Origin of the sequence: Arthrobacter hankyongi (assembly GCF_022012395.1) — a bacterium.
GTDB lineage: Bacteria > Actinomycetota > Actinomycetes > Actinomycetales > Micrococcaceae > Crystallibacter > Crystallibacter hankyongi.
The window spans coordinates 81,404-104,919 of record NZ_JAKLTQ010000002.1 but is presented as its reverse complement, the minus strand read 5'-3'; the positions used below and the strand labels follow the sequence as shown (position 1 = coordinate 104,919).

The following is a 23,516-nucleotide window of genomic DNA, read 5'->3' as shown; positions in this document are numbered from 1 at the left end:
CGCACCGCACGTACACTGTTGAACTATGACGCAGGCCACTGCCGGTATGCGCCCGCACGGGCTCACGCGGTTCTCCACCGCGGGGCTGCCCGGCGCCCACCGGATCCAGCTCTGGGAGGAGCACAACGCCCGGGCCCTGGTGGGACTGGAGGCGCGCACGCTCAGCGGCGCGGTGCTGGAGGCCTCCGAGCTGAACCTGATCCTGCCGCGGCTGCAGCTGGCCCAAGTCACCGGCACTCCGCACATCGTCGAGCGTTCGGCCCGGCAGATCGCCGAGTACCCGGCCGAATCCGTGGTGGCGTACTTTGCCCTCGAAGGCGAAGGTTTTTTCTACCACCGGGACGGCTGCGAGATCCTGCAGCCGGGCCAGGCCATCCTGTACGACGCCGACCAGCCGTTCCTGCGCGGCTTTTCGCACGGCCTGAAGGAACTGGCGCTGAAGGTCCCGCGGCGCACCTTCAGCGAGCTGACCGGACGCTCCGGCCTGAACCGCCCGCAGGTCTTCGGCTTCCGCGGCGCCGGATCCGGCTCCCAGCCCGGGAGCGCGGAGGCCCTGGCCCAAGTGCTGGGCCGCGCCCTGTCCGGCCGATCCACGGACTGGGACCAGCTCGAGACATCCGTCCTGGACCTGCTCGCCCGGCTGCTCGGCGCCGACGGCGGCCCGGCCGGCCACCTCGCCGCAGCCCAGGCCTACATCGACGCGCATCTGGCCGATCCTCAGCTGTCCGCCGGGCGAATCGCCGCCGCCGCCGGGATTTCGGACCGGCAGCTCTCGCGGGTCTTCGCCGAGGCCGGTTCGAGCGTTCCCGGTGCCATTTTGGATGCCCGGCTGCAGGCCGCCCGCCGGCAGCTGAAATCCCCGGACGCGGCACGGCTGAAGCTCGGCGATCTGTCCGCCGCGCTCGGCTTTGCCTCGCAGGCGCACTTCTCGCGCAGCTACAAGGAAAAGTTCGGCCTGTCCCCTTTGCAGGACCGTAAAGCCACGTCCTGAGCCCCCCTCCCCGCTCCGATCCCTCCCACGCCCTTCATCGGCTCGACACTTGACGCCCCATTCACGCCGGAAAAGGGCGGTAAGTGGCAAGTCGATCGGATTTGGTTCGCAGCGGGCCGGATATTGTCCACATCCGCCGGGTTTTTGCCTGTTTCCGCCGTGATGCGCACCACGCCCCCGATTGGTCCCCGTGAGCCGGAACACTAGCTGTCAACAGCTTCACGCGAGACTGAACGGAGTACACGCCATGGTGATTTTCAATGACGGGGTCGCCGAGACCGAAACCCCGGATTCCGCCGTCGTCGAGACGGATGTCCTGATTGTCGGTTCGGGCCCGGCCGGGGCCTCGGCCGCACTGTTCCTGTCCTCACTGGGCATCCCGAACATCATGATCACCAAGTACCGCTGGACCGCGAACACCCCGCGGGCGCACATCACCAACCAGCGGACCATGGAGATCTTCCGGGACCTGGGCATCGAGGAGCAGGTGCTCGCAGACGCCACCCCGCACCACTTGATCGGCGACACCGTCTTCTGCACCTCGATCGCCGGCGAGGAAATCGGACGCATCCTGACCTGGGGCAACCACCCGGCCCGGCATGCGGACTACGAACTGGCCTCGCCGTCGCTGAACTGCGACATCCCGCAGACCTACCTGGAACCGATCCTGGTCCGCAACGCCACCGCGCGCGGCACCCAGAGCCAGTTCTCCACCGAATACCTCGCCCACAGCCAGGACGCCAACGGAGTCAACGTCCGCGTGCTCAACCGGCTGCTGGGCACCGAGTACACGATCCGGGCCAAGTACCTGATTGGCGCCGACGGCGCCCGCTCCAAGGTCGCGTCCGAGCTGCAACTGCCGTACGAGGGGCAGATGGACATCGCCGGTTCGATGAACATCACCTTCAAGGCGGACATCGCCGGACTCGTGGGCCACCGCCCGTCCGTGCTGTACTGGGTGGTCCAGCCTGGATCCAATATCGGCGGCATCGGTGCCGGTCTGGTGCGCATGGTCCGGCCGTGGAACGAATGGCTGATCGTCTGGGGCTTCGACATCAACGAGGGCACCCCGGAGGTTTCCGAGGAGGACGCGCGCCAGATCGTCCGGAACCTGATCGGGGTGCCGGACCTCGACGTCGAAATCACCGGCATCTCGCTCTGGGGCAACAACGAGATGTATGCGACCCACATGCAGTCCGGCCGGGTCTTCATCGCCGGGGACGCGGCGCACCGGCACCCGCCGAGCAACGGGCTGGGCTCCAACACCTCCATCCAGGACTCCTACAACCTGGCCTGGAAGCTCGCCGCCGTGCTCAAGGGGCAGGCCGGTCCGGAACTGCTGGAAACCTACTCGGCCGAACGCGCCCCCGTGGCCAAGCAGATCGTCACCCGCGCGAACCAGTCCGGCCGCGAATTCGGCAAGCTGTTCGAAGCTCTCGGCATCGATAAGGCCGGGTCGCCCGAGGAAATGGCCGCGCTGATCGAGTCCCGCAAGGACGCGACGCCCGACGGCGCCGCCAAGCGTGCCGCCGTCCAGGAGGCCATGGAGCTGAAGAACTATGAGTTCAATGCCCACGGCGTGGAACTGGGCCAGCAGTACCTCTCCACCGCCGTCGTCGGGGACGGCACGGCCAAGCCGGCCCCCGTCCGCGATCCGGAGCTCTACTACCAGCCGTCCACCTACCCGGGCGGCCGCCTGCCGCACGCCTGGGTCGGCGACAACACCCGCAAGTACTCCACCCACGACCTGGCCCCGTACGGCGAGTTCACGCTGTTCACCGGCATCACCGGCGAGGAATGGACGACGGCGGCACAGAAGGTCAGCGACCAGCTCGGCGTCAGTATCAAGACCGTGGTAATCGGTCCGGGCCGGGAGATCACGGACCTATACTTCGACTGGGCGAAGCTGCGCGAAGTGGCCGAAGACGGTGCCGTCCTGGTGCGCCCGGACAAGCACGTCGGCTGGCGTTCGCACACGCTGCCTGCCGACCCTGAAGCCGCGCTGCGCACCGTCGTGGCCACCATCCTGAGCAGGAGCAACTGACTATGGCATTGACTTTCGAGCATGTGACGTTGGGGCAGCGGGTGCTGTTCGGGTCCGGGAAGGCCGCGGAAAACCTGGCCGCGGAGGTGGCCCGGCTCGGCGCGCAGAAGGTGATGGTGATCGCCTCCGAGTTCGAGACCGGGATGGCCCGGGTCGTGGCCACCGGGATCGAGGTTGCCCTGTGGCACCACGACGTGGTGATGCACGTGCCGGTGGAGGTGGCCGAGAAGGCCCGGGCCGCCGCGGCCGAGCACGGCATCGACCTGCTGGTCTGCGTGGGCGGGGGTTCGACGACCGGCCTGGCCAAGGCGGTCGCGCTGACCACGGGGATCCCGATCGTGGCGGTGCCGACCACCTATGCCGGCTCGGAAGCGACCAACGTCTGGGGGCTGACCGAGGCCGCGCGGAAGACCACCGGGGTGGACGACGCCGTCCTGCCCGCCACGGTCATCTACGACGCGGAGCTGACTCTCACCCTGCCGGTGGAACTCTCGGTCGCGTCGGGGCTGAACGCGCTGGCCCACTGCGTGGACTCGCTCTGGGCGCCGCGGGCGGATCCGATCAATGCCGCCCTGGCTGCCGAGGGCATCCGCGCCCTGAACCAGGGCCTGCCGGCAGTGAAAGCCGATCCGGCCGGGATGGAGGGCCGGGAGCAGGCCCTGTACGGGGCGTACCTGGCCGCGGTCGCGTTCGCCAGTGCGGGGTCCGGGATGCACCACAAGATCTGCCACGTGCTCGGCGGGACCTTCAACCTGCCGCACGCCCAGACCCACGCGACCGTGCTGCCCTACGTGCTTGCCTTCAACGCCGGCGCCGCCCCGGAGGCGGAGAAGCGCATCGCCGCCGCGTTCGGCACCGCCGGTGCGCTGGAAGGCCTGCTGGCCTTGCGTGAAACCCTGGACGCACCCCAGGCGCTGGCCGACTACGGCTTCACCGAAGACAACATCCCAGAGGCCGTGCGCATCGCGCTGCCGGCCATCCCGGCCTCCAACCCGCGGCCCGTCACCGACGCGAACCTGACCGCGCTGCTCACCGCCGCCCTGCACGGGGACGATCCCAAAACCCTCACCGACCTCTAAAGGACCTGCCATGACCGACTCCGCAGAAACCACCCTCAACGGCATCAGCGCCGAACAGGCCGCGGTCGAGGAGGACCTGACCCGCCGGGTCTTGGCCTCCTTCGACAACGCCCCGGACCCGCGGCTGCGCACCCTGATGCAGGCCCTGACCCGGCACCTGCACGCCTTCATCCGCGAGGTCCGGCTCACCGAGGACGAGTGGAACAAGGCCATCGAGTTCCTCACCGGTGCCGGGCACATCACCGACGAGAAGCGCCAGGAGTTCGTCCTCCTCTCCGACGTGCTCGGCGCCTCGATGATGACCATCGCGGTGAACAACCAGGCCTACAAGGGCGCCACCGAGGCCACCGTCTTCGGCCCGTTCTTCACCGAGGACGCCCCGGAGATCCCGTCCGGCGGGGACATCGCTGGCGGCGCGGCCGGCCAGCCCTGCTGGGTCGAGGGCACCGTCACCGGCACCGAGGGCAACCCGGTCCCGAACGCCAGGATCGAGGTCTGGGAGGCCGACGAGGACGGATTCTACGACGTGCAGTACACCGACGGCCGCACCGCCGGCCGGGCCCACCTCTTTTCCGACGCCGGGGGCCGGTACGCGTTCTGGGGCCTGACCCCCACCCCGTACCCGATTCCGCACGACGGGCCGGTCGGCAAGATGCTGGAGGCCGTGCACCGCTCCCCGGTGCGCGCCTCGCACCTGCACTTCATGGTCACCGCACCGGGCAAGCGCACCCTGGTCACCCACATCTTCGTCGAGGGCGACCCCCAGATAGAGATCGGCGACAGCGTGTTCGGGGTCAAGGACTCCCTGATCAAGAAGTTCGACCAACAGGCCCCCGGCACCCCCGCCCCGGACGGCCGCGACCTCGGCAACCAGGCCTGGGCCCGCACCCGCTTTGACATCGTCCTCGCCCCCGCAGGCAGCTAACTGTTCGAAGCCTCCGCCCACGCTTTGCGCACGGGGACCCCTGGCTGCTCTCTGCCGAAAGCCTCAGCCCGAGCATGCGAGGAATGGGAGGCCGCGACGCGGTGAGCCGTGCTCCCGGATGCTCCGGGAGCACGGAAGACGGAAACACCCGGTCAGGCTCTCGAGCCTGACCGGGTGTTTCCGTCGGTAGATGCGCCTGGCGCTCCCGCCGCTAACTGGCCAGGCTGACCAGACCCTCCGGAGTGGAAGACTTATCCGCGATTCGCGAAGTGGCAGCGTACTCGCGCGCATCATTGATCGCAGCCACCACCCGCGCCTTCTCGTCGTACCCTTCGGATACGGCAATCACGGCGTTCTTCTCACCCAGCAACCGAAAGCGGTACTTTCGATTGCGGTCACGGAAGATTTCAAACATGCGCAGTCCCCTTCGAAATTTCTCGATGCACAACTTATAACCTGCACCAACCTGCCGCACCCCCCGCGCAGCAACCTCGGCACTACAGTCGACCCTAGGCGGTTACCGGCCGGTAGAGAATGGCAATCCGCCCCACTGCGGACAAAAAGCCACAATTTGCCGCAAAAAGTCAAAGTTTGACGCCTCAGGCAACTTATTCGAGGGAGGCGAAAGCCGTTGCCTTGCTGCTTTGCCGCCAATAGGAAGCATGCTTGCAATTGGTGTGAAGAGGCGAAAAACTGGGGACCGGAGACGATTCGTGAAGAAAGCAGGGAAATCATGACTTCGGAGCGCCACGAGGACCAGCGGCCGACGGACCCGAACCCGGCACGCGACGAAGAACTGCTGCCGCACCGGCAGCCGGCGTCATCCTCCCAAGGGCTCGGCAAAGTCTGGGGGGATGCGGACCGCGGCGCCCTGGACGAACCGGTGAAGGAACCCAACGCGATCGACGCCGCAGCCATCGAGGACCTGGAGGAGAACTACACGGTCTACGAGGACGACGAGGGCGAGCGCTACATCGAAGAGGACCGCCGGGAGCCCTGACGCCGCCGGCCCTGTCCCGGCGCCCGCCGCGGTGCTACCTTGATAGCGCAAAACAGCAGCGGCCAGTTACAGGCAAAGGAGCCGGATCATGCTGTCGGATAAGGCTGTCCCCATTATCACTGCCACCCTGCCGGTGGTCGGCGAGAACATCCAGGAAATCGCCCAGCGTTTCTATAAACACATGTTCGCCGAACATCCTGAACTGCTCGACGGTCTTTTCAACCGAGGCAACCAGGCGGACGGTCGCCAGCAGCAGGCACTGGCTGGCTCGGTGGCGGCCTTCGCCACGAACCTGGTGGAGCACCCCGACCAGCTGCCGGACCATTTGGTATCCCGCATCGCCCACAAGCACGTCTCGCTCGGCCTGCATCCGAACCAGTACACAATCGTCCATGACAACCTGATGTGGGCCATCGGCGACGTGCTTGGCAGCGCGGTCACCCCGGACGTCGCCGCCGCCTGGGACGAGGTCTACTGGCTCTTCGCGAACGTGCTGATCAACAAGGAACGCGGTCTCTACGGTGCCGTCCACCTCTCGCCGGACACCATCTGGCGCACGTGGCGGGTGAGCGAAAAAATTCCGGAAACCGAGGATGTCACCACTTTCATCGTGGAGCGTACCGACGAGCGCGAGGTGAAGCCGTCGCTACCGGGCCAGTACGTGACCCTCAAGATGCGGATGCCCGACGGGGTGCACCAGCCGCGGCAATACAGCCTGACCAAGGCCGACGACGGACAGCACCGGCAGTTCGCCGTCAAGCGCGTGTACGGGCAGGGCACCCCGGATGGCGAAGTGTCCAACCTGCTTCACCAGGAGGTGCAGGTTGGCGACGAGGTGGTGCTCAGCGCACCGTTCGGCGATGTGGTGCTGGAGTACTCGGACCGGCCCGTGGTGCTGGCCAGCGCCGGCATCGGCATCACCCCCATGGCGGGCATGCTCTCCCATCTGGCCAAGGCCGGGGCACAGCGCACGGTCCGGATGCTGCATGCGGATCTCTCGCCCGAAACCTTCGCCCTGCGGGCGCAGGTCACGGAGGACTTGGGCAAACTGCCGGACGCCTCCCTGACCGTCTGGTTCGAGCAGCCGCCAGCCTCGCTGGCGCCGGGCGAACTGAGCGGGTTCATGAACGTCAACGACGTCGAACTGCCGCAGGACGCCGAATACTACCTGTGCGGGCCGTTGCCGTTCATGCAGTCGGTGCGCAGCGCCCTCGTCGCCAACGGTGTGCCGGCCAAAGACATCCAGTACGAGGTATTCGGCCCGGATCTGTGGCTGGCGGATTTCGCCTGAGGGTTCCTGCCCTTAGTTGATCAGCAGCCAGCCGCTCCTCTCCCATCGACTCGATGGGGTGTTGGAGGCACCGCAAGCCAGCGCCGGGCGCCGGCAGCCAGCAACAGCACGAGCAGGACGATCAACACGCCGTCGGCCGCAATATAGAACAGGTGGATGGCCGATCCTCCCGCGGAGAGACCCGCGAGCACTCGGTCCGTCTCGTGGTTCAGGATCGGCCGGATCACCGCAACCTTCACCAGCAGCACCGCCACGGTGGCCCAGAGCAGGCCCCAGAACCTCCGGTCCACCCCTGCCCGCACGCAGCAGAGCACCAGCAGCGCCGCAATCACCAGCTCCACGATGTTCATTGCGGTGAAGACCAGCCGTCCGATGCCCAGGCCCAGCGGAATCGTGATGCCGGGGGCCATGAATTTCAGCGGGGCCTCGATGAGCGAAATGCCGATGATCATCCCCAGCCAGACAGCCGGCAGGATCAGCCGTGCGGCGACGCGGGCCCGGCGCATGCGCACCTCCTGTGTCCCCCGGCCTAGCGCTGCGGGGGCAGGCTCGTCGGGTCCAAAAGCCCGCGACGGATCTTGGCGGGCCGTCCTGTGGCCACCACGTTCGGCGGCAGGTCCTTGGTGACAATGGCGCCCGCCCCGACCACAGTGTTCTCGCCGATGGTCACCCCGGGCAGGACAATCACCCCGCCGCCCAGCCAGACGTTGTCCTCGATCACGATCGGCTTGCCGGCCTCGAGCTTGTCCCGCCGCTGCTGGGCATCCAGCGGATGGGTCGGGGTGAGCAGTTGGACGTTGGGGCCGATCTGCACATCGTCCCCGATCGTAATTCCGACGACGTCCAGCGCGGTCAGGTTGTAGTTGATGAAGGTCCGGGCCCCGACGGTGATGTTCTTGCCGTAGTCCACATAGAGCGGCGCCCTGATTTCCGTGCCCTCGCCGATCGAGCCAAGCAGCCGGCGCAGGATACGGGCGGCCGTGTCCGGGTGCGCAGCCCAGATCCGGGAGTACTCCGCGGCCATCCTGATGGCCTCCCGGCTGGCGCGGGCCAGCACCGGATCATCGGCAATGTACAGATCCCCGGCCAGCATCCGCTCCTGCTGGGTCCTCGGATCGTCCTTGAAATATTCGCTCATGCCGCTTCCTTTCCCTCTGCCGGCGCTCCGCTGAAGACCATCCTCCCGCTGCAGGCCCGCAGACGGTAGTCCCGCCGGACCGCGGCCGGCTGCTAGCGCGTCGCAGCCTCCCTCCGCTCTCTTCGTTCGCGGCGGGACCCTCGGCTGCTAGCTTGGGGTCATGGAATTCAGGTATCTGGGCAACAGCGGACTCAAGATCTCGGAAATCACCTACGGCAACTGGCTCACCCACGGCTCCCAAGTGGAGAACGACGTCGCCACCGCCTGCGTGCACGCGGCGCTGGACGCCGGCATCACCACCTTCGACACCGCCGACGTCTACGCCAACACGGCGGCCGAAACGGTGCTGGGCAACGCCCTGAAGGACGAGCGCCGGGAATCCCTGGAGATCTTCACCAAGGTCTACTTCCCCACCGGCCCCAAGGGCCACAACGATACCGGGCTGTCCCGCAAGCACATCCTGGAATCCATCAATGGATCGCTGCGCCGGCTGCAGACCGACTATGTGGACCTCTACCAGGCGCACCGCTACGACGTCGAAACGCCGCTGGAGGAAACCATGCAGGCCTTCGCGGACGTGGTCAGGGCGGGCAAGGCCCTGTATATCGGGGTCAGCGAGTGGACCGCGGAGGAGCTGCGTGCCGGCCACGCGCTGGCCAAGGAGCTGGGCATCCAGCTGGTTTCCAACCAGCCACAGTATTCGATGCTCTGGCGCGTCATCGAGGAGGAAGTGGTGCCCGCTTCGGAGGATCTGGGCATCTCGCAGATCGTCTGGTCGCCGGTGGCCCAGGGCGTGCTCTCCGGCAAGTACAAGCCCGGAGCGGCGGTGCCGGCCGGGAGCCGGGCGGCCGATGAGAAGGGCGGCGCGGACATGATCAAACGCTGGCTGGCCGACGACGTGCTCATGGCGGTGCAGAAGCTGCGGTCCGTCGCCGAGGAGGCCGGCCTGACCATGGCCCAGCTCGCCGTCGCGTGGGTGCTGCAGAACCGCAACGTCGCTTCCGCCATCATCGGAGCCTCCCGGCCCGAGCAGGTGGCCTCGAACGTCCAGGCCACCGGCGTGCGGCTGGACGCCGGCACTCTGGCCCGGATCGACGAGGCGATCGGCGGACTGGCCGAACGGGATCCTGCCCGGACCCAGGCGCCCGCGACCCGCCTCGCCTGACCGTTGCCCCGGGTCGGTCCCGGGAGAAGTGGCCAGTTAATTGCTGCCGGCCGGGCTGAAAGCCGTCACCCGCCGTGTGGGGCCGGGCCCCACACGGCGGACCTGCTACTTCCTGGCCAGCTCGATGCTGACCGGAGTCGGGTTGGCGAAGAGGTCCAGGACCGGGCAGTGCGCGTCGACGGTCCGGCGCAGTTCCTCGTAGCGCTCCGGTGTTTCGGGACCGGTGATCTCCACCTTCAGGCGTACGGCTTCGAAACCTGGACGCACGCCGTCGCCGGCGCCGAACAGGCCCCGGACATCGAGATCTCCCTCGGCGTCGATGCTGATCTCGTCGACCCGGATGCCCAGCCGGTGGGCGTACAGCCGGTAGACGACCACCTGGCAGGAGATCAGCGCGCCGAGCGCGTATTCGACCGGACTCGCCGCGGCGTCGTCGCCGGCCAGCCCGGCCGGTTCGTCCACGGTGAATTCGTGGCGGCCTGCGGTGAGGCGGGTGGCCACTGCCCCAACGCCGTCGCCTGCTGCCTTGAACGTCAGGCGGGCGTTGGCGGTGTCCTCGGAGATCCTGCGGCCCCAGAACCCGCCGGCCTCATCCAGGCGTGCGGCGCGGTCCTCGGCCAGGTCCCGTACTGCGGTTTCGGTCATGATGTTCCTTCGTGTCGCGGCGCATGCCAGGCACGGCGCCATACTTACGCGGCCCGGTCCTATGCCGGGGCTGCGCCGAATCGTCACCTGGGGCACCCCACTACAGCGATGAGGGTTGCCGCCCAACCAGCCAGGGCTTGTCGTTGGGTCTCCTGATTCCGGTCCCATTCTTGGGCGCGCGCACGACTGCGGCAAGCGTCCGGTCACACGGCGCAACATGTCGGGCGGATGTTACCGGAGGTGAAGTGCTGACCATCATTCCTGGATGGCGGCCACAACGGGCTCCCGGTCCGCCCCGGGCAGGAATAACCCTCCCGCAGCACCGTGTTAATGCTCGTGGCCTGCGCATACGGCGTTCCGGCCAGCAAGGAGGATCATGAACCCCGCCGCCCCGAAGTCCCTCGACGCCCTCGTCGAACGTTGGCACCGTTTCCGTGCCAACCGGGACGCGGCCCTGGCCGCGGACCACGGCTGGCTGACGCTGACCTCGCTGCAGTGGCTGCCGTCCCGGCCCGCCCCGCTGGAGCTGGTCCCCGGGCTCTGGAGTGCCGACGGCGTGTCCTCGGCCGGCGGCGCGGCCACCCTGACCGCGGCGGCTGCCGACGGCCTGGTGTTCGCGGACAGCGGCGAGCCTGCCGTCGGCACGTTCACCGCGGCCCTGGCCGACGAGGAATCACTGAACTGGGTCCGGTACGGAAGCACCGTCGTCGAACTCGCCGTGCGCGGCGACCGCTACGCGGTGCGCACCCGGGACAATGCCTCCCCGGTGCTGGCCGGGTTCGACGGCGTACCCACCTTCGCGTACAATCCGGACCTCGTCGTGGCTGGCCGCTTCACCGCCTACGAGCAGCCGCGGCAGGTGGCCATCGGCACCTCCAACCCGCAGGTCGGCGGCGCCGCCACGGCCGTGGGCACGGTGGAGTTCGGCCTGGCCGGGCGCACCCACACCCTGGTCGCCGAGCCGGAGAAGCTGGGCACGCTCCGGCTGACCTTCCATGACCGGACCAACGGGGACACGACCGCGGGCTGGCGCCAGGTAGTCACCAACCGGCCGGCGGCGGACGGCACCGTGACCATCGACTTCAACCGGGCGATCAACTTCCCGAGTGCCTTCACGGACTTCGGCATTTGTCCGCGTCCGATCGAGGGCAACGTGGTGGACGCGCCGGTGGAGGCCGGGGAGAAGAAGGTCCGCTGACTGTGGGCGGCGGGAATTCCCCTCGACCGGGGAATCCCCTGTACCGGCGGAACGCAGGGCCGTCCCGGTTCGAGGGAAACCGAGCTTGGCGGACAGCCGAGGGGAACCGGGCCTGGCGGGTTGACGCCGGTCAGGCGGGCGGCAGCTTCACCAGCTCCACCTCCCGCAGCCGGCCCGCCTCCGCGACCGCCGTCAGGTAGGTCCGGAACGGCTGCCGCCGCCGGTCCGTGGGCGAGCCCGGGTTCAGCAGCCGCATCCCGCGCGGGCTGACCGAGTCCCACGGGATGTGGCTGTGCCCGAAGATCAGCACATCCGCGTCCGGGAACCGTTCATCCGCGCGGGCTTCCCGTCCGCGGGCGGACCCGGTCTCATGCACCATGGCGAAGCGGATACCCTCGAGCTGCACCCGCGCCACCTGGGGCAGCCGCGCCCGCAGCGCCTCGCCGTCGTTGTTGCCGTACACCCCCACCAGCCGCGCCGCGCGCAACTGCAGCGTGTCCAGCAGATCCTCGGACACCCAGTCCCCGGCGTGGAACACGACATCGGCCCGTCCGACGGCGTCCCAGACGGCGTCCGGCAGCACGCGGGCGCGCTTGGGCACATGGGTGTCTGCAAGGAACAGCAGGTGGGCGGGCATGCGGGCATTTTGCCATGCCGCCGAAATATTGTCAGCGAAACTCTTGTCAAGTCCCCGCCCGGCCTTGATGCTGGGGAAGTGTATGGCATAGCCAGCCTGCACACTCATGCCAAAAGGGGGGCGCAATGGCGCGCGTTGAAGGTATTGAAGGTCTTGATCCGGCCAGTCCCGGGCAGCAGCCCGCGGACGCCAACGACAGTCCGGTGCAGGTCTGGGAGGAGCCTGGCACCGGCGCATTCGACATCGGCAGCAGCCTGGCGCCGGACGGCCTCGACCCCGAGGCGCCCGCGGGCACCGGAGCCGGCTTCACGGTCGACCACCGGCCGGATCCGGACGCCAGGTATCTGGCCCCGTCCTTCGCCGGGTCCGCGGAGATGCTCTATGTCTGCAGCGGCACGGTGGCCACCGGCGACGACGGCGTGGCGCGCGTGGCGCTGCCGGAGGACTTCGAGGCCCTCGCCAGTGAATTCCGCTACCAGCTCACTGTGCTCGGAAATTTGGCCCAGGCAGTTGTGGCAGAGGAGATCGAAGACAACGCGTTTACCATCCGGACCGACCACCCCCGGGTCAAGGTCTGCTGGCAGGTCACCGGAATACGCCAGGCGGACTGGGCCGCTGCAGTCCCGGCGGCCGTGGCGGCGGACGAAGCGGACCAGCCGGACGGCCCCGGGGCGCGGTCAGCGGTGGCGGGAAACCGGCTGCAGGCGCTGATCCAGGACGATCCGGTCGACGACGAGGAGCTGCGCCAACTGCTCGCCGGGCTCCCGGACCGGGCCGACGCCTCCGCAGCGGCCGCGCGGACGCGGCTGAAGGAACAGTGGGGCAGGGTCCCGGACAGCATCCAAGAGCAGCTGCCGGACCACCGGCTGGGACGGCCCACGCAAGGCTGACCAATGCTGCCGCCTGCACTCCCGGATCCGGTGGCACCGGCGGCGCAAGCGGCAGCCGCCGCGCACGGTCAGTTGGCGAAAAGATCCGCCAGCCGGTCCTGCGCGGTCCACAGGGCCAGCGAATCACCCTCGTTGTTCAGCACCGAGGCGGTACCCCCGTTGTAGTAGCGCTCTGCGCTGCTGGTGCCGGGACCGGTGTAGACGCGCAGCTGGCCGCCGGGCGCCAGCAGGTAGCCGTCCCCGACCCGCAGCACGTTGCCGGCAGCATCCCGGATGGCATAGCCGCTGACGTCCACGCTGCGTTCCGAGGCATTGTGCAGCAGCACATACTCGCCGTTTTCGGGCTGGACGTCGTTGCCGGCCGGGTTGTTCAGCGCCTCGGCAATCCGGATGCCCGGCGCCGCGGGAAGCACCTTCTGCCCCCGCAGTAGGCGGGCCGCCTGGATCGGGAAGTCCCCCGTGATCGCGTCCACGCCGAGGCCGACCATGGAGCGGATGGCCTCGGGTGCATTCACCGTGTAGACGCCCAGCGCCAGGCCCGCCGCCCGGACGTCGGCCACGTTCTGCGCGCCGAGGTTGCGGTAGTTGGTCCCCACCGAGTCCGCGAAGCCGGCCCAGGAGGCCAGCTGCTCCGGTCCCGGCACGACGGTGGTGAGCTGCTGCAGCGGAATCTCCGGTGCGAGCCGGGCAAATTCGCGGTTGGAGGCCTCGTCGAAGCCGAGCACCTGCACCTTGCCCGCCGCCACCAGCCGGCGCCAGCTGCCGTCCTGCTCCAGTTCCCGGGCGACCAGCGTCTCCACGCCCGGGGAGTTCTTCGGGGACTTGATCTCCACATAGACCCCGGTGCTGCCGCCGGCGATCCGGGCCGCGTCGTCCAGGTGCGGGATGCGCTCGCCGGCAAACCGGCTGCCGAAATAGGAGCCGGCGTCCAGCTGCTGCAGCTCGGCCCAGGTAAAGGAGGTGACCGGATCCTGGGCGCGGTCCGGGAACACTTCCTCGACATTGGTGGTGCGCGCGGCCGTGTCGTCGTGGAAGATGAACGGCACGCCGTCGGCGCTGAGCTGGACATCGATTTCGAAGTAATCCGCGCCCGAGGCGCGGCCGTTCTTGAACGCGGCCACGGTATTCTCCGGGGTGGTGCCCGCTGCGCCGCGATGGCCGATCAGCAGTGGGGTGCCGGATGCCGGTTCCGCGGCGGCCGGTTGTGCGACGGCCGCCGGTGCGCCGGCCAGGGACAGAACGACGGCTGCGACAGTGCCCAGCGCCTTGGTGCGAGGTGCCATGAGTAGGTTCCTTTGGGGGTGCTTGACCGTTTAACCTTGCGCACCCGATCCTGTCCCGCCCCGGCGGACTGCGCGCCACGACAGGGTAAATTCGGCATGAAGGAAACATGGCTGGACCGCCGGGACCGGAATAACGTCAGGAAACTGGCACTAATTCTTCCGCCGCTCCCCGGGCTACGCTGGGACGAGGAGTCCCGGACCCGGGGCCCGCAACAACGGAGGTAATTCCATGGACCTGACCAATGTTGCCGACTGCAGCGTGGACACCTGCTCCTTCAACGACCACCATCACAATTGCTCCGCAGCCGCGATCACCGTGGGCGGCGGGGAAAACCATGCGGCCTGTGCCACGTTCGTGGACATCGGCACCCATGGCGGGCTGCCCAAGGTGCTCGCCACGGTGGGCGCCTGCCAACGGGCCGAGTGCACGCACAACGACCATCTGCTCTGCAATGCTCCGGCCGTCCGGGTAGGCCCGGGGGCCGACAACGCGGACTGCCTGACCTACGAACACGCCTGACCGGCCACTCCTACCTCGCCCGCCCTCCCGGCCACCTCCCTCCCGGCATCAACTGGACGGATAACGCCCTGAGAAGGGCGTTATCCGTCGAGTCGATGGGAGGGGGTGGGCGGCCTTGGCCCGGCTTAGGCGAGCAGGGCGTCCAGCTTGGTGAAGGAACTCTCCCAGCCTTCGCGGGCCATGGCTTCCATTTCCTCGGTGTAGGGCCCCTGCCGAAGCACCAGCCGCGTGCCGCCGTCCTCGTCGTGGAATTCGAAGCTGAGGTCCATCGTGCCGTCCTCCCAGGTCTCGGTGCCGGAGAGCCGCTCATTCTCCGCCACTTCGGTGAAGGTGGCGTTGACGGCGGACTTGAAGTCCGGATCTTCGTCGCTGACCATGACGAACCGCTGCAGGCCGCCGACCCGCATGTCGAAATCGATCGTCTCGCGCGGGACCGAGAACCCCACCGGGCCGAACCACCGGGAGAGCAGGTCCGGATCCGTGAACGCCTGGTAGACACGCTCCCGCGGGGCGTTGAACATCCTGGTAATGACCAGTTCCCGATCCGCTGCTGACTCTGTCATGATGCTGTCCTTCCAAGCGGTGCCGGCCTGCGTTGATGCTGCCCCGGCTGCTGCCACTTGGCCTTCCCCTGCCCCGGGCAGCAGACAAGGTTGAACTTAGTCCCTCTGCCGGAGGTGTCAAGGCCCGTGGTGCGGCACCGCGGCGGTCACGGCAGGCGGCGGTCGCCGGGCGTCTGCCGGCGCAGCCACCGGTAGCCGTAGGCCGGCAGCGCCAGCTCGCAGGTGCCCTCCGCGGACAGCTGCACATCGTCGCCGTCGAGCAGGTCCAGCAGCACCGTGCCGGCGCCGCCCGGCTCCCCGAGATCCAGCTCAAGCGGCACCGTGGCCGGTTCGGGGCCGAGGTTGTGCAGCAGCACGATGCAGTCTTCCTCCCAGGTGCACCGGTGCGCGAGCACCGACTTCGCCGGCTGGCGCAGTACCTCGAACCGGCCCCAGCCCAGTTCCGGGCATTCCCGGTAGCGCCGGATGAGCAGCGTCATGAAGTTCCAGAGCGAATCCGGGTCCCGCCTGGCCTGGGCAGCGTTGACGTGCTTCGGCCCGAAGCCGCCGTCCACCAGTGGCGAAATGAGCTTGCCCGCCGGCGCCGTCGAGAACCCCGCGTTGGCGCCGTCGGTCCACTGCATCGGGGTGCGCACGGCCAGCCGGCCGTCCGCGGCCAGGTCCTCGCCCATGCCGATTTCCTCGCCGTAGTAGAGCACCGGGGTGCCGGGCAGCGAAAACAGCAGCGAGTAGACCATCCGCAGCGCCCGCGGATCCCCGCCGAGCATCGGCGGCAGCCGGCGCTTGAGTCCGCGGCCGTAGACCTGCATCCGCTCTTCCGGCCCGAAGGCGGCGAACACCTCCTGGCGTTCGTCCTCCGAGAGCTTGTCCAGGGTCAGCTCGTCATGGTTGCGGACGAAGGTGGCCCACTGGTTGTCGGCGTTGATCGCCGGCCGCGCGGTGAGCGCCTTGGCCAGCGGCGCGGCCTCCTGCCGGGCCAGCGAGAGGTAGAGGTTCTGCATGCCGATGAAGTCGAACATCACGGTCAGCTCGTCCCCCTCGCTGCCGCCGAAGAACGTCAGCTGGTCCTTGTAGGGCAGGTTCACCTCGCCGAGCAGGATTCCGTCTCCGGAGCGCCGGCCGATCAGGCGGCGCAGGTCCCGCAGGACCTCGTGCGGATCCGGCAGCTTGGCGGCGTCCTCCCCCATCGTCTCGAGGAAGAACGGCACCGCATCGACCCGGAAGCCGTCCAGGCCCAGCTGCAGCCAGAAGCCCATCGCCTTGGCGAGGTGGTCCCGGACCGCGGGATTGGTGATGTTCAGGTCCGGCTGGTGCCTGTAGAAGCGGTGCAGGTACCACTCCCCGGTGGTTTCCTCCAGGGTCCAGAGCGAGTTCTCCCGGTCCGGGAACACCACCTCCTTGGAGGTATCCGGCGGCGGGTCCGAGCGCCAGACGTAGTAGTCCCGGAACGGGCTGTCCTTGGACTTCCTGGCGGACCGGAACCAGGGGTGCCGGTCCGAGGTGTGGTTGACCACTAGGTCCGCGATCACCCGCATCCCCCGGTCCCGCGCGGTGCGCAGGAACTCGACCAGCTCCCCGTGGTCGCCCAGCCGCGGATCCACCCCGTAGAAATCGGTGATGTCGTAGCCGTCGTCCCGGTCCGGCGTCGGGTAGAACGGCATCAGCCAGATGCAGGTGACGCCCAGCTCCGCCAGGTAGTCCACGCGCTGGGCCAGGCCCGCGAAGTCCCCCACGCCGTCGCCGTCGGAGTCGAAAAAGGTCTCCACGTCCAGGCAGTAGACCACCGCGGTCTTCCACCACAGGTCCGCCGTCTCGGTAATCCTCACGGATCCTCCTTGCCTTTGTCCTGTCTGTCCTGCCCCTGCGGGGTGACCGGGCCGGGAGCCGGCTCAGCGCAGCTGCGGCAGCACTTCGTCCGCGAAGGTCTTGATGAATGGTTCCTGGTGCTGTCCCACGAAATGCAGGTAGAGCTCGTCGAAGCCCAGCTCCAGGTACTCCTGCAGCCACTCGAGGTGCTGCCCCGTGTGCGCGGAGATATTGACGGAATGGCGCAGCTGTTCCTCGCCCACCTGCTCCGCAGCGTCGTCGAAATGCTCGGCCTTGGCCAGGTCCCAGGGCACCGGCGGCGCAAAGACATTGGTCCGCCACTGGTCCCAGGCGATGGCCAGGGCCTCGGCCTCGTCCGGCGCCCAGGACAGGTGCACCTGGAGGGCCGCCGGGCCCCGTCCGCCGGCGCCGCGGTAGGCCTCAAGCATCCGGCGCAGGCGGCCAGGATCCTGGTTAATGGTCACCAGCCCGTCCGCCCACGCGGCGGACCGGCCGGCCGTCTCCACGCTCACGGCAGGGGCGATCAGCGGCGGCCTGGCCTCGGGCACATCCCACAGCCGGGCCTGCTCGACGTCGACCAGCCCGTGGTGGGTGACCTCCTCGCCCGCGTGCAGCCGCCGGATCACCTGGACGCACTCCTCCAGCCGCTGCTGGCGCACCTCCTTGGGCGGCCACGGCCCGCCGGTGATGTGCTCGTTCAGGTTCTCGCCGCTGCCCAGCGCCAGCCAGAAGCGGCCGGGGAACATCGCCGCCAGGGTGGCGGAGGCATGGGCGGTGATGACCGGATGGTAGCGCTGGCCCGGGGCCGTCACGACGCCGAAGCGCAGCCGGGTGCGGGCCAGCGCGGCGCCGAGCCAGGACCAGGCGTAGCCGGAATGGCCTTGGTGCGCCGACCAGGGCTCGATGTGGTCCGAGCACATCGCGGCGTCGAAGCCCGCCTGTTCGGCCAGCTCGACGTCGGCGAGCAGCTGCGCCGGCCCGATCTGTTCGTGCGATGCATGGAATCCGATGATGGCCACGGTCCCTCCTTACCCTGCCGCCGCGGCGGCTGTCGAGCGGCCACGGCTCAGCCGGCCTGCCGGTGGACTTCCTCGATGATCCGCAGTACAGCGACGGCATCGGCCGGGTCCACCGGCACCGGCCCGTCCCCGGCCAGGGCGGCCGCCAGCTGCCGGTAGAACTCGGGGTAGGCGCCCTGCTGCGCCGGGACCTTGCGGATATTGCCGGGCACGCCGAGCTTGCCCCAGGCCTCTTCCGGTTCGACGCCGTAGCCCGGATCCGTGGGCAGCAGCCCGGCGGCCAGGGCCGCCTCCTGCCCGTCCATGCCCCACTTGGTGTAGGCGGCGGACGAGCCCAGGACGTGGAAGCGGGGCAGCTGGAGCGCCGAAACCAGGTTGGCGGACAGGTGCGAACGCACGCCGGACTCGTGCAGCAGGGACACGAAGGCGTCGTCGTCCGCATCGGACTCCTCCGCCCGGATGTGCCGGGCGGTCTCGCCGTAGACCGTGGCCACCGGTCCGAACAGCTGCAGCGCCTGGTCGATCAGGTGCGAGCCCAGGTCGAAGAGGATCCCGCCGCCGTCGGCGATCCCGGCGCTGCTCTTCCAGGCGCGCAGCCCGTGCGGGGACCAGCGCTCGAAGCGGGACTCGAACAGGTGCACCTGCCCGAGTTCGCCGTCGCCGATCAGCTCCCGAAGTGTCAGGAAGTCGGCGTCCCAGCGCCGGTTCTGGTAGACGGTCAGGACGACGCCGGCCTGCCGGGCTTGGCCGATCAGCTCTTGCGCTGCTGCCGAGGTGGCGGCAAAGGGCTTGTCCACCACCACGTTCAGGCCGTGCCCGATGGCCGCGGCAGCCAGTTCGATATGGCTGGCCGGCGGCGTGCAGACCAGCACCAGGTCCAGCTGCCCGGCCCGGCCGAAAAGCTCCGCGGTGCTGGCCAGGACCGCGGTGTCCGGATACGCCGCATGGGCCCGGGCGGCCCGTTCCTCGCTGCCGGTGACAATAAAGTCCAGCGAGTAGCGCGGGTCTGCCTGGATGAACGGGGCGTGGAAGTCCCGGCCGGACAGGCCGAAGCCGATCAGGGCGGTGCGGAGGGGCGGGGCAACGGTCATGGACGGCCTTCCGGAACGCGTGCGCTTCTGAGGCATCCTACGGCGATTGCCGGACGCGGGCTATCCCTGCGGCAGTTTCGGCGCGGTGGCCGGCATCGGCGGTCGGGACACGGCCGCAGGCGGCACGGGCTGGCCCGGCGCGGCGGCCGGAGGGTAGGGAACCGGCTGGGGGAAGGTGGCCGCCGGCAGGGAGCGGAACCACACCTCGTATTTTTGGTCGATCCGGCCCAGCAGCCGGCCCAGGCCCACGGCAAGCAGGACAAACCCGGCGAGCGCGACCAGGCCGAACAGCACAGCCAGGCCGGAGAACGCCTCCGCGCTGGAGTCGTAGAACATGCTCGCGGCATCCTTGACGACTTCCCCGACCGCGGCAATCGACAGCCAGGTGCTCAGCACGCCGCCCACCACGGAGAGCACCAGGCCCCAGACCAGCATGGCCGCCGACCTGGGCACATACGGAATATTCAACGTCTCCCCCAGCTAATAAATCGTTTCAACCTTCCCAGTCATACCAGTTGCAGGTAACGGCAAGGTTGCCGCCGGGCCCGCGCTTCCCGGGCCCGGTTCGGCTGGCGGCGTCCGGCGCGCTACCGCGGCCGGCGGTGGATGGATTTGTAGGTCAGGTAGGCGTTGAGACCCTCGATCCCGTACTCGGTGCCGAGGCCGGAGTCGTGCCGGCCGCCGAACGGGGCGGAGTGGTTGGAGGCGAAGAAGTTGATGCCCACCGAGCCGGTGTCCATCCGGTCCGCGACGGCCAGCGCGGCCTCCTGGTCCTGGCCGAAGACCAGCCCTCCGAGTCCGAACTCGGTGTTGTTGGCCAGCGCCACGGCCTCGTCCACGTTGGAGTATTTCAGCACCGAGATGACCGGGCCGAAGATCTCCTCCCGGGAGATGCGCATGTCCGGAGTGACGTCGGCGAAGACCGTGGGCTCCACGAAGTACCCGTGTTCCAGCCCGCCGCCGAGCCGGGCCGCACGTCCGCCGGTGGTGGCGCGTGCCCCCTCGGCCAGGCCGGACTGAACGTAGTCCAGCACCGTCCGGTACTGGGAAGCCGTCGCAGAAGGCCCGAACACCGTCGCCGGATCCAGCGGGTCGCCCTGTTTGCCGGCGGCGATGGTCGCGGTGACCATGTCCACGACCTCGTCATAGCGTCCGGCGGGGGCGAGGATGCGGGTGGAGATGTAGCAGGTCTGGCCGGTGTTGCGCATGCAGGAACGGACCAGCACGTGCGACATGGCGTCCAGGTCTGCGTCCGGCAGCACGATGGCGCTGGACTTACCGCCCAGTTCCAGGGTGACCGGGCGCAGCAACTCGCCGCAGGCTGAGGCAATTTTCCGGCCCACCGGCGTGGAGCCGGTGAAGGCCACCTTGTCCACGCCGGGATGCTTCACCAGCGCATCGCCCAGGCGCCCGCCGCCGGTGACCAGGTTGACCACGCCGGCCGGCACGCCGGCGGCGGCGACGGCGTCGACGATCAGGCGGAAGGACAGCGGGGTGGGCGAGGCCGGTTTCATCACCACGGTGCAGCCGGCCAGCAGCGCCGGTGCCAACTTGATCACCATCAGGTTGATCGGGAAGTTCCAGGGCGCGATCAGCGCGCACACGCCGACCGGGTTCCGCCGGACCACAGACTCCTGCCCGGGTGCGAACGGGAACGGCCGGACGTCTTCCTTCCCGAGGTAGTCCGCCAGGGTCGCAAAATACCGGAAGATCGCTGCGGCGTTCGCGGCGGCCCCGGAGGATTCCGACACCGGGGAGCCGTTCTCCCGGGTGTTGGTCAGCGACAGCTCGGTGGCGCGCTTGTCCACTTCGTCGGCGATCCGCAGCAGGCAGGCGGCGCGCTCCGCTGGCGCCAGCCGCGCCCATTCGCCGCCAAGCGCCCGGCGGGCGGCGGCGACGGCGGCGTCGATATCCTCGGCGTCGCCGTCCGGGACGGAGCCCCAGACCTGGCCGGTCGCCGGGTCGGTGACCTCGTTGCGCCCGGTGCCGTGCGCCGGAACCCAGGCCCCGTCGATGAACATGTCGTCCACGTGCGTGTAGGGCAGGGCGAGGGCGGCGCGTGCGTCCACGGCGGGGCCGGAGAACGACGCCGGCGCCTGGGTGGGTGTCCCGGCTGTGGCCTGCGGGGCGTGCGGGGTGGTGGTCATCGGATGACTCCTGTCTTCAGCAGCGCGTTCGAGCGCGCCAGGTCTGCCGTTCCCATCTGCACCGCGGCCTCGGTGATCAGCTCCGGGATGATTTCCGCTGCGAGCCGGTCGGTGTACACGTCCGGTGTCATGCCGAACCAGGACGAGGCCAGCGCGATCCCGGCTTGGTCGAAGCGCCACAGCCGGTCGGCGTCGCGGACCAGGGCGTCCTCGAGCGAGTAGGCCACATGCCGGGTGTCGTGCCCGTCGATGATCTCGCAGACCCGCTCGATGAACTCCTCGGCGTACCCGAGACCGGGCAGCACGCGGCAGGCGACCTTGCAGCCCTCGGCCTCGTGCTCGTAGCGGATGGCGGCCTTGCGCCAGTCGCCGGTGAAGCCCTCGGAGAGAATGCGGGACTCGTCCACATGCGCCCAGCCGGTGTCGTGCAGCAGGACGGTCACGCGCACCAGCTCGGCGTCCGCCTCCGGGTAGGCCCGGCACAGCCGCTCGGCGAAGGCCAGCGAGATCGGCAGGTGGATGTCGCTGCCGCGCGCGCGGGTCTCCTCCACCACTGTCTTCCAGAGCGGATCGAGGTCCGCCGCGGCCGGGGTCAGTGCGATCGGCGTCGTGTCCACCGGGCCGGTGGCCGGAACCGGCCGGACCGGGTTCGCTGCGGCGAAGGCGCGGGCGCGCGGATCCTCGGCAAAGGCGGGGGCGCCGTCGTTGGTCTGGTCTGTCTGCATATCGGGGGTGCTCATCCCTGGGCTCCTCAGCCGTCCGTGACGATGGTTTTCAGGACCACGGCGGGATCGGCCGCCGCGTCCGCGGGAATGTTCTGGCCCTTGGCGAGGGCGTTCTTGACCGCCATAAAGTCCAGCGGCGCGTTCACGCAGTCGGCGGCGATGATCCGCCCGTCGCGGTAGTACAGGACGGAGAACTTGCCGCGCCCGTCGTCGCGGCGGACCACGGTGCTGTCGTAGCCGAGCGTCAGCCCCGCGATCTGCAGCTTCAGGTCCGCCTGGTTGGACCAAAACCACGGGATGCCGGCATAGTCCTCGCGCCGGCCCATCAGCGAGTAGGCTGCGACCTTGGCGTGTTCGATCGCGTTGTTCACGCTCTCCAGCCGGATCCGTTCGCCCTCGGGCGCACCGGGCAGCGGGTTCGGAATGTTCGCCACGTCGCCCACGGCCACCGTGGTCCCGTCGGAGGCCAGCGCGTGCCGGTCCACCACGATCCCGTTGTCCACGGCCAGGCCCAACTGCTCGGCCAACTCGATATTCGGAACCACGCCGATGCCGACCAGCACCAACTGCGCCGGCACCACGGTGCCATCATCAAGTTCGACGCCGGCCACGCGGCTTCCGTCTTCGGCCGGCACCAGGCGGTTCATCCGGGCATCCAGCCGGATGTCCAGGCCGCGTTCGCGGTGCGCCGCCAGGAAGTACTCGCTGGTCTCTTCGCCCACGGCCCGGCCGATCAGCCGCGGACCGTACTCGAGCACCGTGACCGTCTTGCCCATCTTGTGCAGGCTGGAGGCAGCCTCGAGCCCGATGAACCCGCCGCCGATGACCACGGCCTCGCGGACATCGTCCAGCCGGGCCTTCAGTTCCAGCGCGTCGTCGGCATTGCGCAGGTACACCACGCCGTCCAGGTCCGCGCCGGACAGCTCCAGCTTCCGCGCGCGGGCACCCACGGTCAGCGCCAGCCGCTGGAAGGGGAACTGCGCGCCGGACGCCGCGTGGGCCACGCCGGAGCCGTCGGCTTCCCGGTCGATCCGCGTGATCCGCTCGCCCTTGACCAGGGCGACATTGTGCTCAGCCCAGTACTCGTTGGAGCGGAAGATCAGCGATTCGCTCCCGACCGTGCCCTGCAGGAACTCCTTGGACAGCGCCGGGCGCTGGTAGGGCCGGTGGTCCTCGTCGCCGAGCAGCGTAATGTGTTCCTCAAAACCAAGGGCCCGGAGCGAGACCGCCAGCTGGACGCCGGACTGGCTCGCGCCGATAATCAGCAGCCCCGTGCGCACGGTGCCGTCCGAGCCTGCGGCGGGCGCCGCCGTCGCACTAGTGTTGGTGGCAGACATG

General features: G+C 68.9%; 24 protein-coding genes and 1 riboswitch. Of the genes, 10 read left to right on the top strand and 14 right to left on the bottom strand.

The window, feature by feature from the left end; all coding sequences use genetic code 11:
- Positions 1-25: 25 nt before the first annotated feature.
- The 4 genes from LVY72_RS04485 (at position 26) to LVY72_RS04470 (ending at position 5,039) form a co-directional block, all read left to right on the top strand.
- Positions 26-991 (top strand): helix-turn-helix domain-containing protein, encoded by a 966-nt coding sequence (locus tag LVY72_RS04485; protein ID WP_237818276.1) that lies wholly within the window; start codon positions 26-28, stop codon positions 989-991.
- A gap of 247 nt (positions 992-1,238) precedes the next feature.
- Complete coding sequence (locus LVY72_RS04480) at positions 1,239-3,035, top strand: FAD-dependent oxidoreductase (protein WP_237818275.1); 1,797 nt, start codon at positions 1,239-1,241, stop codon at positions 3,033-3,035.
- Between the two features lie 2 nt (positions 3,036-3,037).
- Complete coding sequence (locus LVY72_RS04475; RefSeq protein ID WP_237818274.1) at positions 3,038-4,114, top strand: maleylacetate reductase; 1,077 nt, start codon at positions 3,038-3,040, stop codon at positions 4,112-4,114.
- A 10-nt stretch (positions 4,115-4,124) separates the two neighbouring features.
- Positions 4,125-5,039, top strand: a complete 915-nt coding sequence (locus LVY72_RS04470) for a hydroxyquinol 1,2-dioxygenase (RefSeq protein WP_237818273.1) — start codon at positions 4,125-4,127, stop codon at positions 5,037-5,039.
- A 211-nt stretch (positions 5,040-5,250) separates the two neighbouring features.
- On the opposite strand, the gene LVY72_RS04465 is transcribed toward LVY72_RS04470, so the two are convergent.
- Complete coding sequence (locus LVY72_RS04465; RefSeq protein ID WP_237818272.1) at positions 5,251-5,454, bottom strand: YegP family protein; 204 nt, start codon at positions 5,452-5,454, stop codon at positions 5,251-5,253.
- Positions 5,455-5,772: 318 nt separating this feature from the next.
- Between LVY72_RS04465 and LVY72_RS04460 the strand changes: the two genes are divergently transcribed.
- The gene (locus LVY72_RS04460) at positions 5,773-6,039 is read left to right on the top strand and encodes a hypothetical protein (RefSeq protein WP_237818271.1); all 267 of its coding nucleotides are present in this window, start codon (positions 5,773-5,775) and stop codon (positions 6,037-6,039) included.
- 88 nt (positions 6,040-6,127) lie between these two features.
- Positions 6,128-7,330, top strand: a complete 1,203-nt coding sequence (locus LVY72_RS04455) for a globin domain-containing protein (protein ID WP_237818270.1) — start codon at positions 6,128-6,130, stop codon at positions 7,328-7,330.
- A 20-nt stretch (positions 7,331-7,350) separates the two neighbouring features.
- On the opposite strand, the gene LVY72_RS04450 is transcribed toward LVY72_RS04455, so the two are convergent.
- Both LVY72_RS04450 and LVY72_RS04445 read right to left on the bottom strand, forming a co-directional pair.
- Entirely contained in the window at positions 7,351-7,836 is a 486-nt protein-coding gene (locus LVY72_RS04450) for a hypothetical protein (protein ID WP_237818269.1), read from the bottom strand.
- A 23-nt stretch (positions 7,837-7,859) separates the two neighbouring features.
- Positions 7,860-8,468 carry a sugar O-acetyltransferase gene (locus LVY72_RS04445; RefSeq protein ID WP_237818268.1) on the bottom strand — a complete coding sequence of 203 codons (609 nt, stop codon included), beginning with the start codon at positions 8,466-8,468 and terminating at the stop codon, positions 7,860-7,862.
- 160 nt (positions 8,469-8,628) lie between these two features.
- Here LVY72_RS04445 and LVY72_RS04440 point away from each other — a divergent pair, with 160 nt between their 5' ends.
- A complete protein-coding gene (locus tag LVY72_RS04440) occupies positions 8,629-9,633 on the top strand; it encodes an aldo/keto reductase family protein (protein WP_237818267.1) in 1,005 nt (334 codons plus the stop codon).
- Between the two features lie 105 nt (positions 9,634-9,738).
- Here LVY72_RS04440 and LVY72_RS04435 read toward each other — a convergent pair whose 3' ends face one another.
- On the bottom strand, positions 9,739-10,278 hold the full coding sequence (locus LVY72_RS04435) for an OsmC family protein (RefSeq protein ID WP_237818266.1): 540 nt from the start codon (positions 10,276-10,278) through the stop codon (positions 9,739-9,741).
- A 35-nt stretch (positions 10,279-10,313) separates the two neighbouring features.
- Positions 10,314-10,436, bottom strand: a riboswitch (SAM riboswitch).
- Positions 10,437-10,654: 218 nt separating this feature from the next.
- Here LVY72_RS04435 and LVY72_RS04430 point away from each other — a divergent pair.
- Positions 10,655-11,476: a DUF1684 domain-containing protein gene (locus LVY72_RS04430; protein WP_237818265.1), complete on the top strand. Its 822-nt coding sequence runs from the start codon at positions 10,655-10,657 to the stop codon at positions 11,474-11,476.
- Positions 11,477-11,606: 130 nt separating this feature from the next.
- Here the strand turns inward: LVY72_RS04430 and LVY72_RS04425 are convergent, their stop codons facing one another.
- The gene (locus LVY72_RS04425) at positions 11,607-12,113 is read right to left on the bottom strand and encodes a metallophosphoesterase family protein (RefSeq protein ID WP_237818264.1); all 507 of its coding nucleotides are present in this window, start codon (positions 12,111-12,113) and stop codon (positions 11,607-11,609) included.
- Between the two features lie 125 nt (positions 12,114-12,238).
- Between LVY72_RS04425 and LVY72_RS04420 the strand changes: the two genes are divergently transcribed.
- On the top strand, positions 12,239-13,003 hold the full coding sequence (locus tag LVY72_RS04420) for a hypothetical protein (RefSeq protein ID WP_237818263.1): 765 nt from the start codon (positions 12,239-12,241) through the stop codon (positions 13,001-13,003).
- 68 nt (positions 13,004-13,071) lie between these two features.
- Here LVY72_RS04420 and LVY72_RS04415 read toward each other — a convergent pair whose 3' ends face one another.
- Positions 13,072-14,286: a glycerophosphodiester phosphodiesterase family protein gene (locus LVY72_RS04415; protein WP_237818262.1), complete on the bottom strand. Its 1,215-nt coding sequence runs from the start codon at positions 14,284-14,286 to the stop codon at positions 13,072-13,074.
- 229 nt (positions 14,287-14,515) lie between these two features.
- Between LVY72_RS04415 and LVY72_RS04410 the strand changes: the two genes are divergently transcribed.
- A complete protein-coding gene (locus LVY72_RS04410) occupies positions 14,516-14,806 on the top strand; it encodes a DUF1540 domain-containing protein (RefSeq protein ID WP_237818261.1) in 291 nt (96 codons plus the stop codon).
- A 125-nt stretch (positions 14,807-14,931) separates the two neighbouring features.
- Here LVY72_RS04410 and LVY72_RS04405 read toward each other — a convergent pair whose 3' ends face one another.
- From LVY72_RS04405 to LVY72_RS04370, 8 genes are all read right to left on the bottom strand, one after another.
- On the bottom strand, positions 14,932-15,369 hold the full coding sequence (locus tag LVY72_RS04405; protein WP_237818260.1) for an SRPBCC family protein: 438 nt from the start codon (positions 15,367-15,369) through the stop codon (positions 14,932-14,934).
- A gap of 146 nt (positions 15,370-15,515) precedes the next feature.
- Positions 15,516-17,195, bottom strand: a complete 1,680-nt coding sequence (locus tag LVY72_RS04400) for an alpha-amylase family protein (protein WP_237818259.1) — start codon at positions 17,193-17,195, stop codon at positions 15,516-15,518.
- Between the two features lie 63 nt (positions 17,196-17,258).
- Positions 17,259-18,215, bottom strand: coding sequence for a TIGR03885 family FMN-dependent LLM class oxidoreductase (locus LVY72_RS04395; RefSeq protein ID WP_237818258.1), 957 nt, complete (start codon positions 18,213-18,215; stop codon positions 17,259-17,261).
- A gap of 47 nt (positions 18,216-18,262) precedes the next feature.
- A complete protein-coding gene (locus tag LVY72_RS04390; RefSeq protein WP_237818257.1) occupies positions 18,263-19,306 on the bottom strand; it encodes a Gfo/Idh/MocA family protein in 1,044 nt (347 codons plus the stop codon).
- Positions 19,307-19,366: 60 nt separating this feature from the next.
- Positions 19,367-19,759: a hypothetical protein gene (locus LVY72_RS04385; RefSeq protein WP_237818256.1), complete on the bottom strand. Its 393-nt coding sequence runs from the start codon at positions 19,757-19,759 to the stop codon at positions 19,367-19,369.
- Positions 19,760-19,893: 134 nt separating this feature from the next.
- Entirely contained in the window at positions 19,894-21,453 is a 1,560-nt protein-coding gene (locus tag LVY72_RS04380) for an aldehyde dehydrogenase family protein (RefSeq protein WP_237818255.1), read from the bottom strand.
- Positions 21,450-22,193 carry an HD domain-containing protein gene (locus tag LVY72_RS04375; protein ID WP_237818254.1) on the bottom strand — a complete coding sequence of 248 codons (744 nt, stop codon included), beginning with the start codon at positions 22,191-22,193 and terminating at the stop codon, positions 21,450-21,452. Before LVY72_RS04375 ends, LVY72_RS04380 begins: the two co-directional genes overlap by 4 nt.
- Positions 22,194-22,204: 11 nt before the next feature.
- The gene (locus LVY72_RS04370; RefSeq protein WP_237818253.1) at positions 22,205-23,515 is read right to left on the bottom strand and encodes an NAD(P)/FAD-dependent oxidoreductase; all 1,311 of its coding nucleotides are present in this window, start codon (positions 23,513-23,515) and stop codon (positions 22,205-22,207) included.
- Between the last annotated feature and the right edge of the window lies 1 nt (position 23,516).

Coding starts and splice junctions, on each gene's coding strand:
- LVY72_RS04485 (WP_237818276.1), top strand. CDS start 26: ATGACGCAGGCCACTGCCGGTATGCGCCCGCACGGGCTCACGCGGTTC.
- LVY72_RS04480 (WP_237818275.1), top strand. CDS start 1,239: ATGGTGATTTTCAATGACGGGGTCGCCGAGACCGAAACCCCGGATTCC.
- LVY72_RS04475 (WP_237818274.1), top strand. CDS start 3,038: ATGGCATTGACTTTCGAGCATGTGACGTTGGGGCAGCGGGTGCTGTTC.
- LVY72_RS04470 (WP_237818273.1), top strand. CDS start 4,125: ATGACCGACTCCGCAGAAACCACCCTCAACGGCATCAGCGCCGAACAG.
- LVY72_RS04465 (WP_237818272.1), bottom strand. CDS start 5,454: ATGTTTGAAATCTTCCGTGACCGCAATCGAAAGTACCGCTTTCGGTTG.
- LVY72_RS04460 (WP_237818271.1), top strand. CDS start 5,773: ATGACTTCGGAGCGCCACGAGGACCAGCGGCCGACGGACCCGAACCCG.
- LVY72_RS04455 (WP_237818270.1), top strand. CDS start 6,128: ATGCTGTCGGATAAGGCTGTCCCCATTATCACTGCCACCCTGCCGGTG.
- LVY72_RS04450 (WP_237818269.1), bottom strand. CDS start 7,836: ATGCGCCGGGCCCGCGTCGCCGCACGGCTGATCCTGCCGGCTGTCTGG.
- LVY72_RS04445 (WP_237818268.1), bottom strand. CDS start 8,468: ATGAGCGAATATTTCAAGGACGATCCGAGGACCCAGCAGGAGCGGATG.
- LVY72_RS04440 (WP_237818267.1), top strand. CDS start 8,629: ATGGAATTCAGGTATCTGGGCAACAGCGGACTCAAGATCTCGGAAATC.
- LVY72_RS04435 (WP_237818266.1), bottom strand. CDS start 10,278: ATGACCGAAACCGCAGTACGGGACCTGGCCGAGGACCGCGCCGCACGC.
- LVY72_RS04430 (WP_237818265.1), top strand. CDS start 10,655: ATGAACCCCGCCGCCCCGAAGTCCCTCGACGCCCTCGTCGAACGTTGG.
- LVY72_RS04425 (WP_237818264.1), bottom strand. CDS start 12,113: ATGCCCGCCCACCTGCTGTTCCTTGCAGACACCCATGTGCCCAAGCGC.
- LVY72_RS04420 (WP_237818263.1), top strand. CDS start 12,239: ATGGCGCGCGTTGAAGGTATTGAAGGTCTTGATCCGGCCAGTCCCGGG.
- LVY72_RS04415 (WP_237818262.1), bottom strand. CDS start 14,286: ATGGCACCTCGCACCAAGGCGCTGGGCACTGTCGCAGCCGTCGTTCTG.
- LVY72_RS04410 (WP_237818261.1), top strand. CDS start 14,516: ATGGACCTGACCAATGTTGCCGACTGCAGCGTGGACACCTGCTCCTTC.
- LVY72_RS04405 (WP_237818260.1), bottom strand. CDS start 15,369: ATGACAGAGTCAGCAGCGGATCGGGAACTGGTCATTACCAGGATGTTC.
- LVY72_RS04390 (WP_237818257.1), bottom strand. CDS start 19,306: ATGACCGTTGCCCCGCCCCTCCGCACCGCCCTGATCGGCTTCGGCCTG.
- LVY72_RS04380 (WP_237818255.1), bottom strand. CDS start 21,453: ATGACCACCACCCCGCACGCCCCGCAGGCCACAGCCGGGACACCCACC.
- LVY72_RS04375 (WP_237818254.1), bottom strand. CDS start 22,193: ATGAGCACCCCCGATATGCAGACAGACCAGACCAACGACGGCGCCCCC.
- LVY72_RS04370 (WP_237818253.1), bottom strand. CDS start 23,515: ATGTCTGCCACCAACACTAGTGCGACGGCGGCGCCCGCCGCAGGCTCG.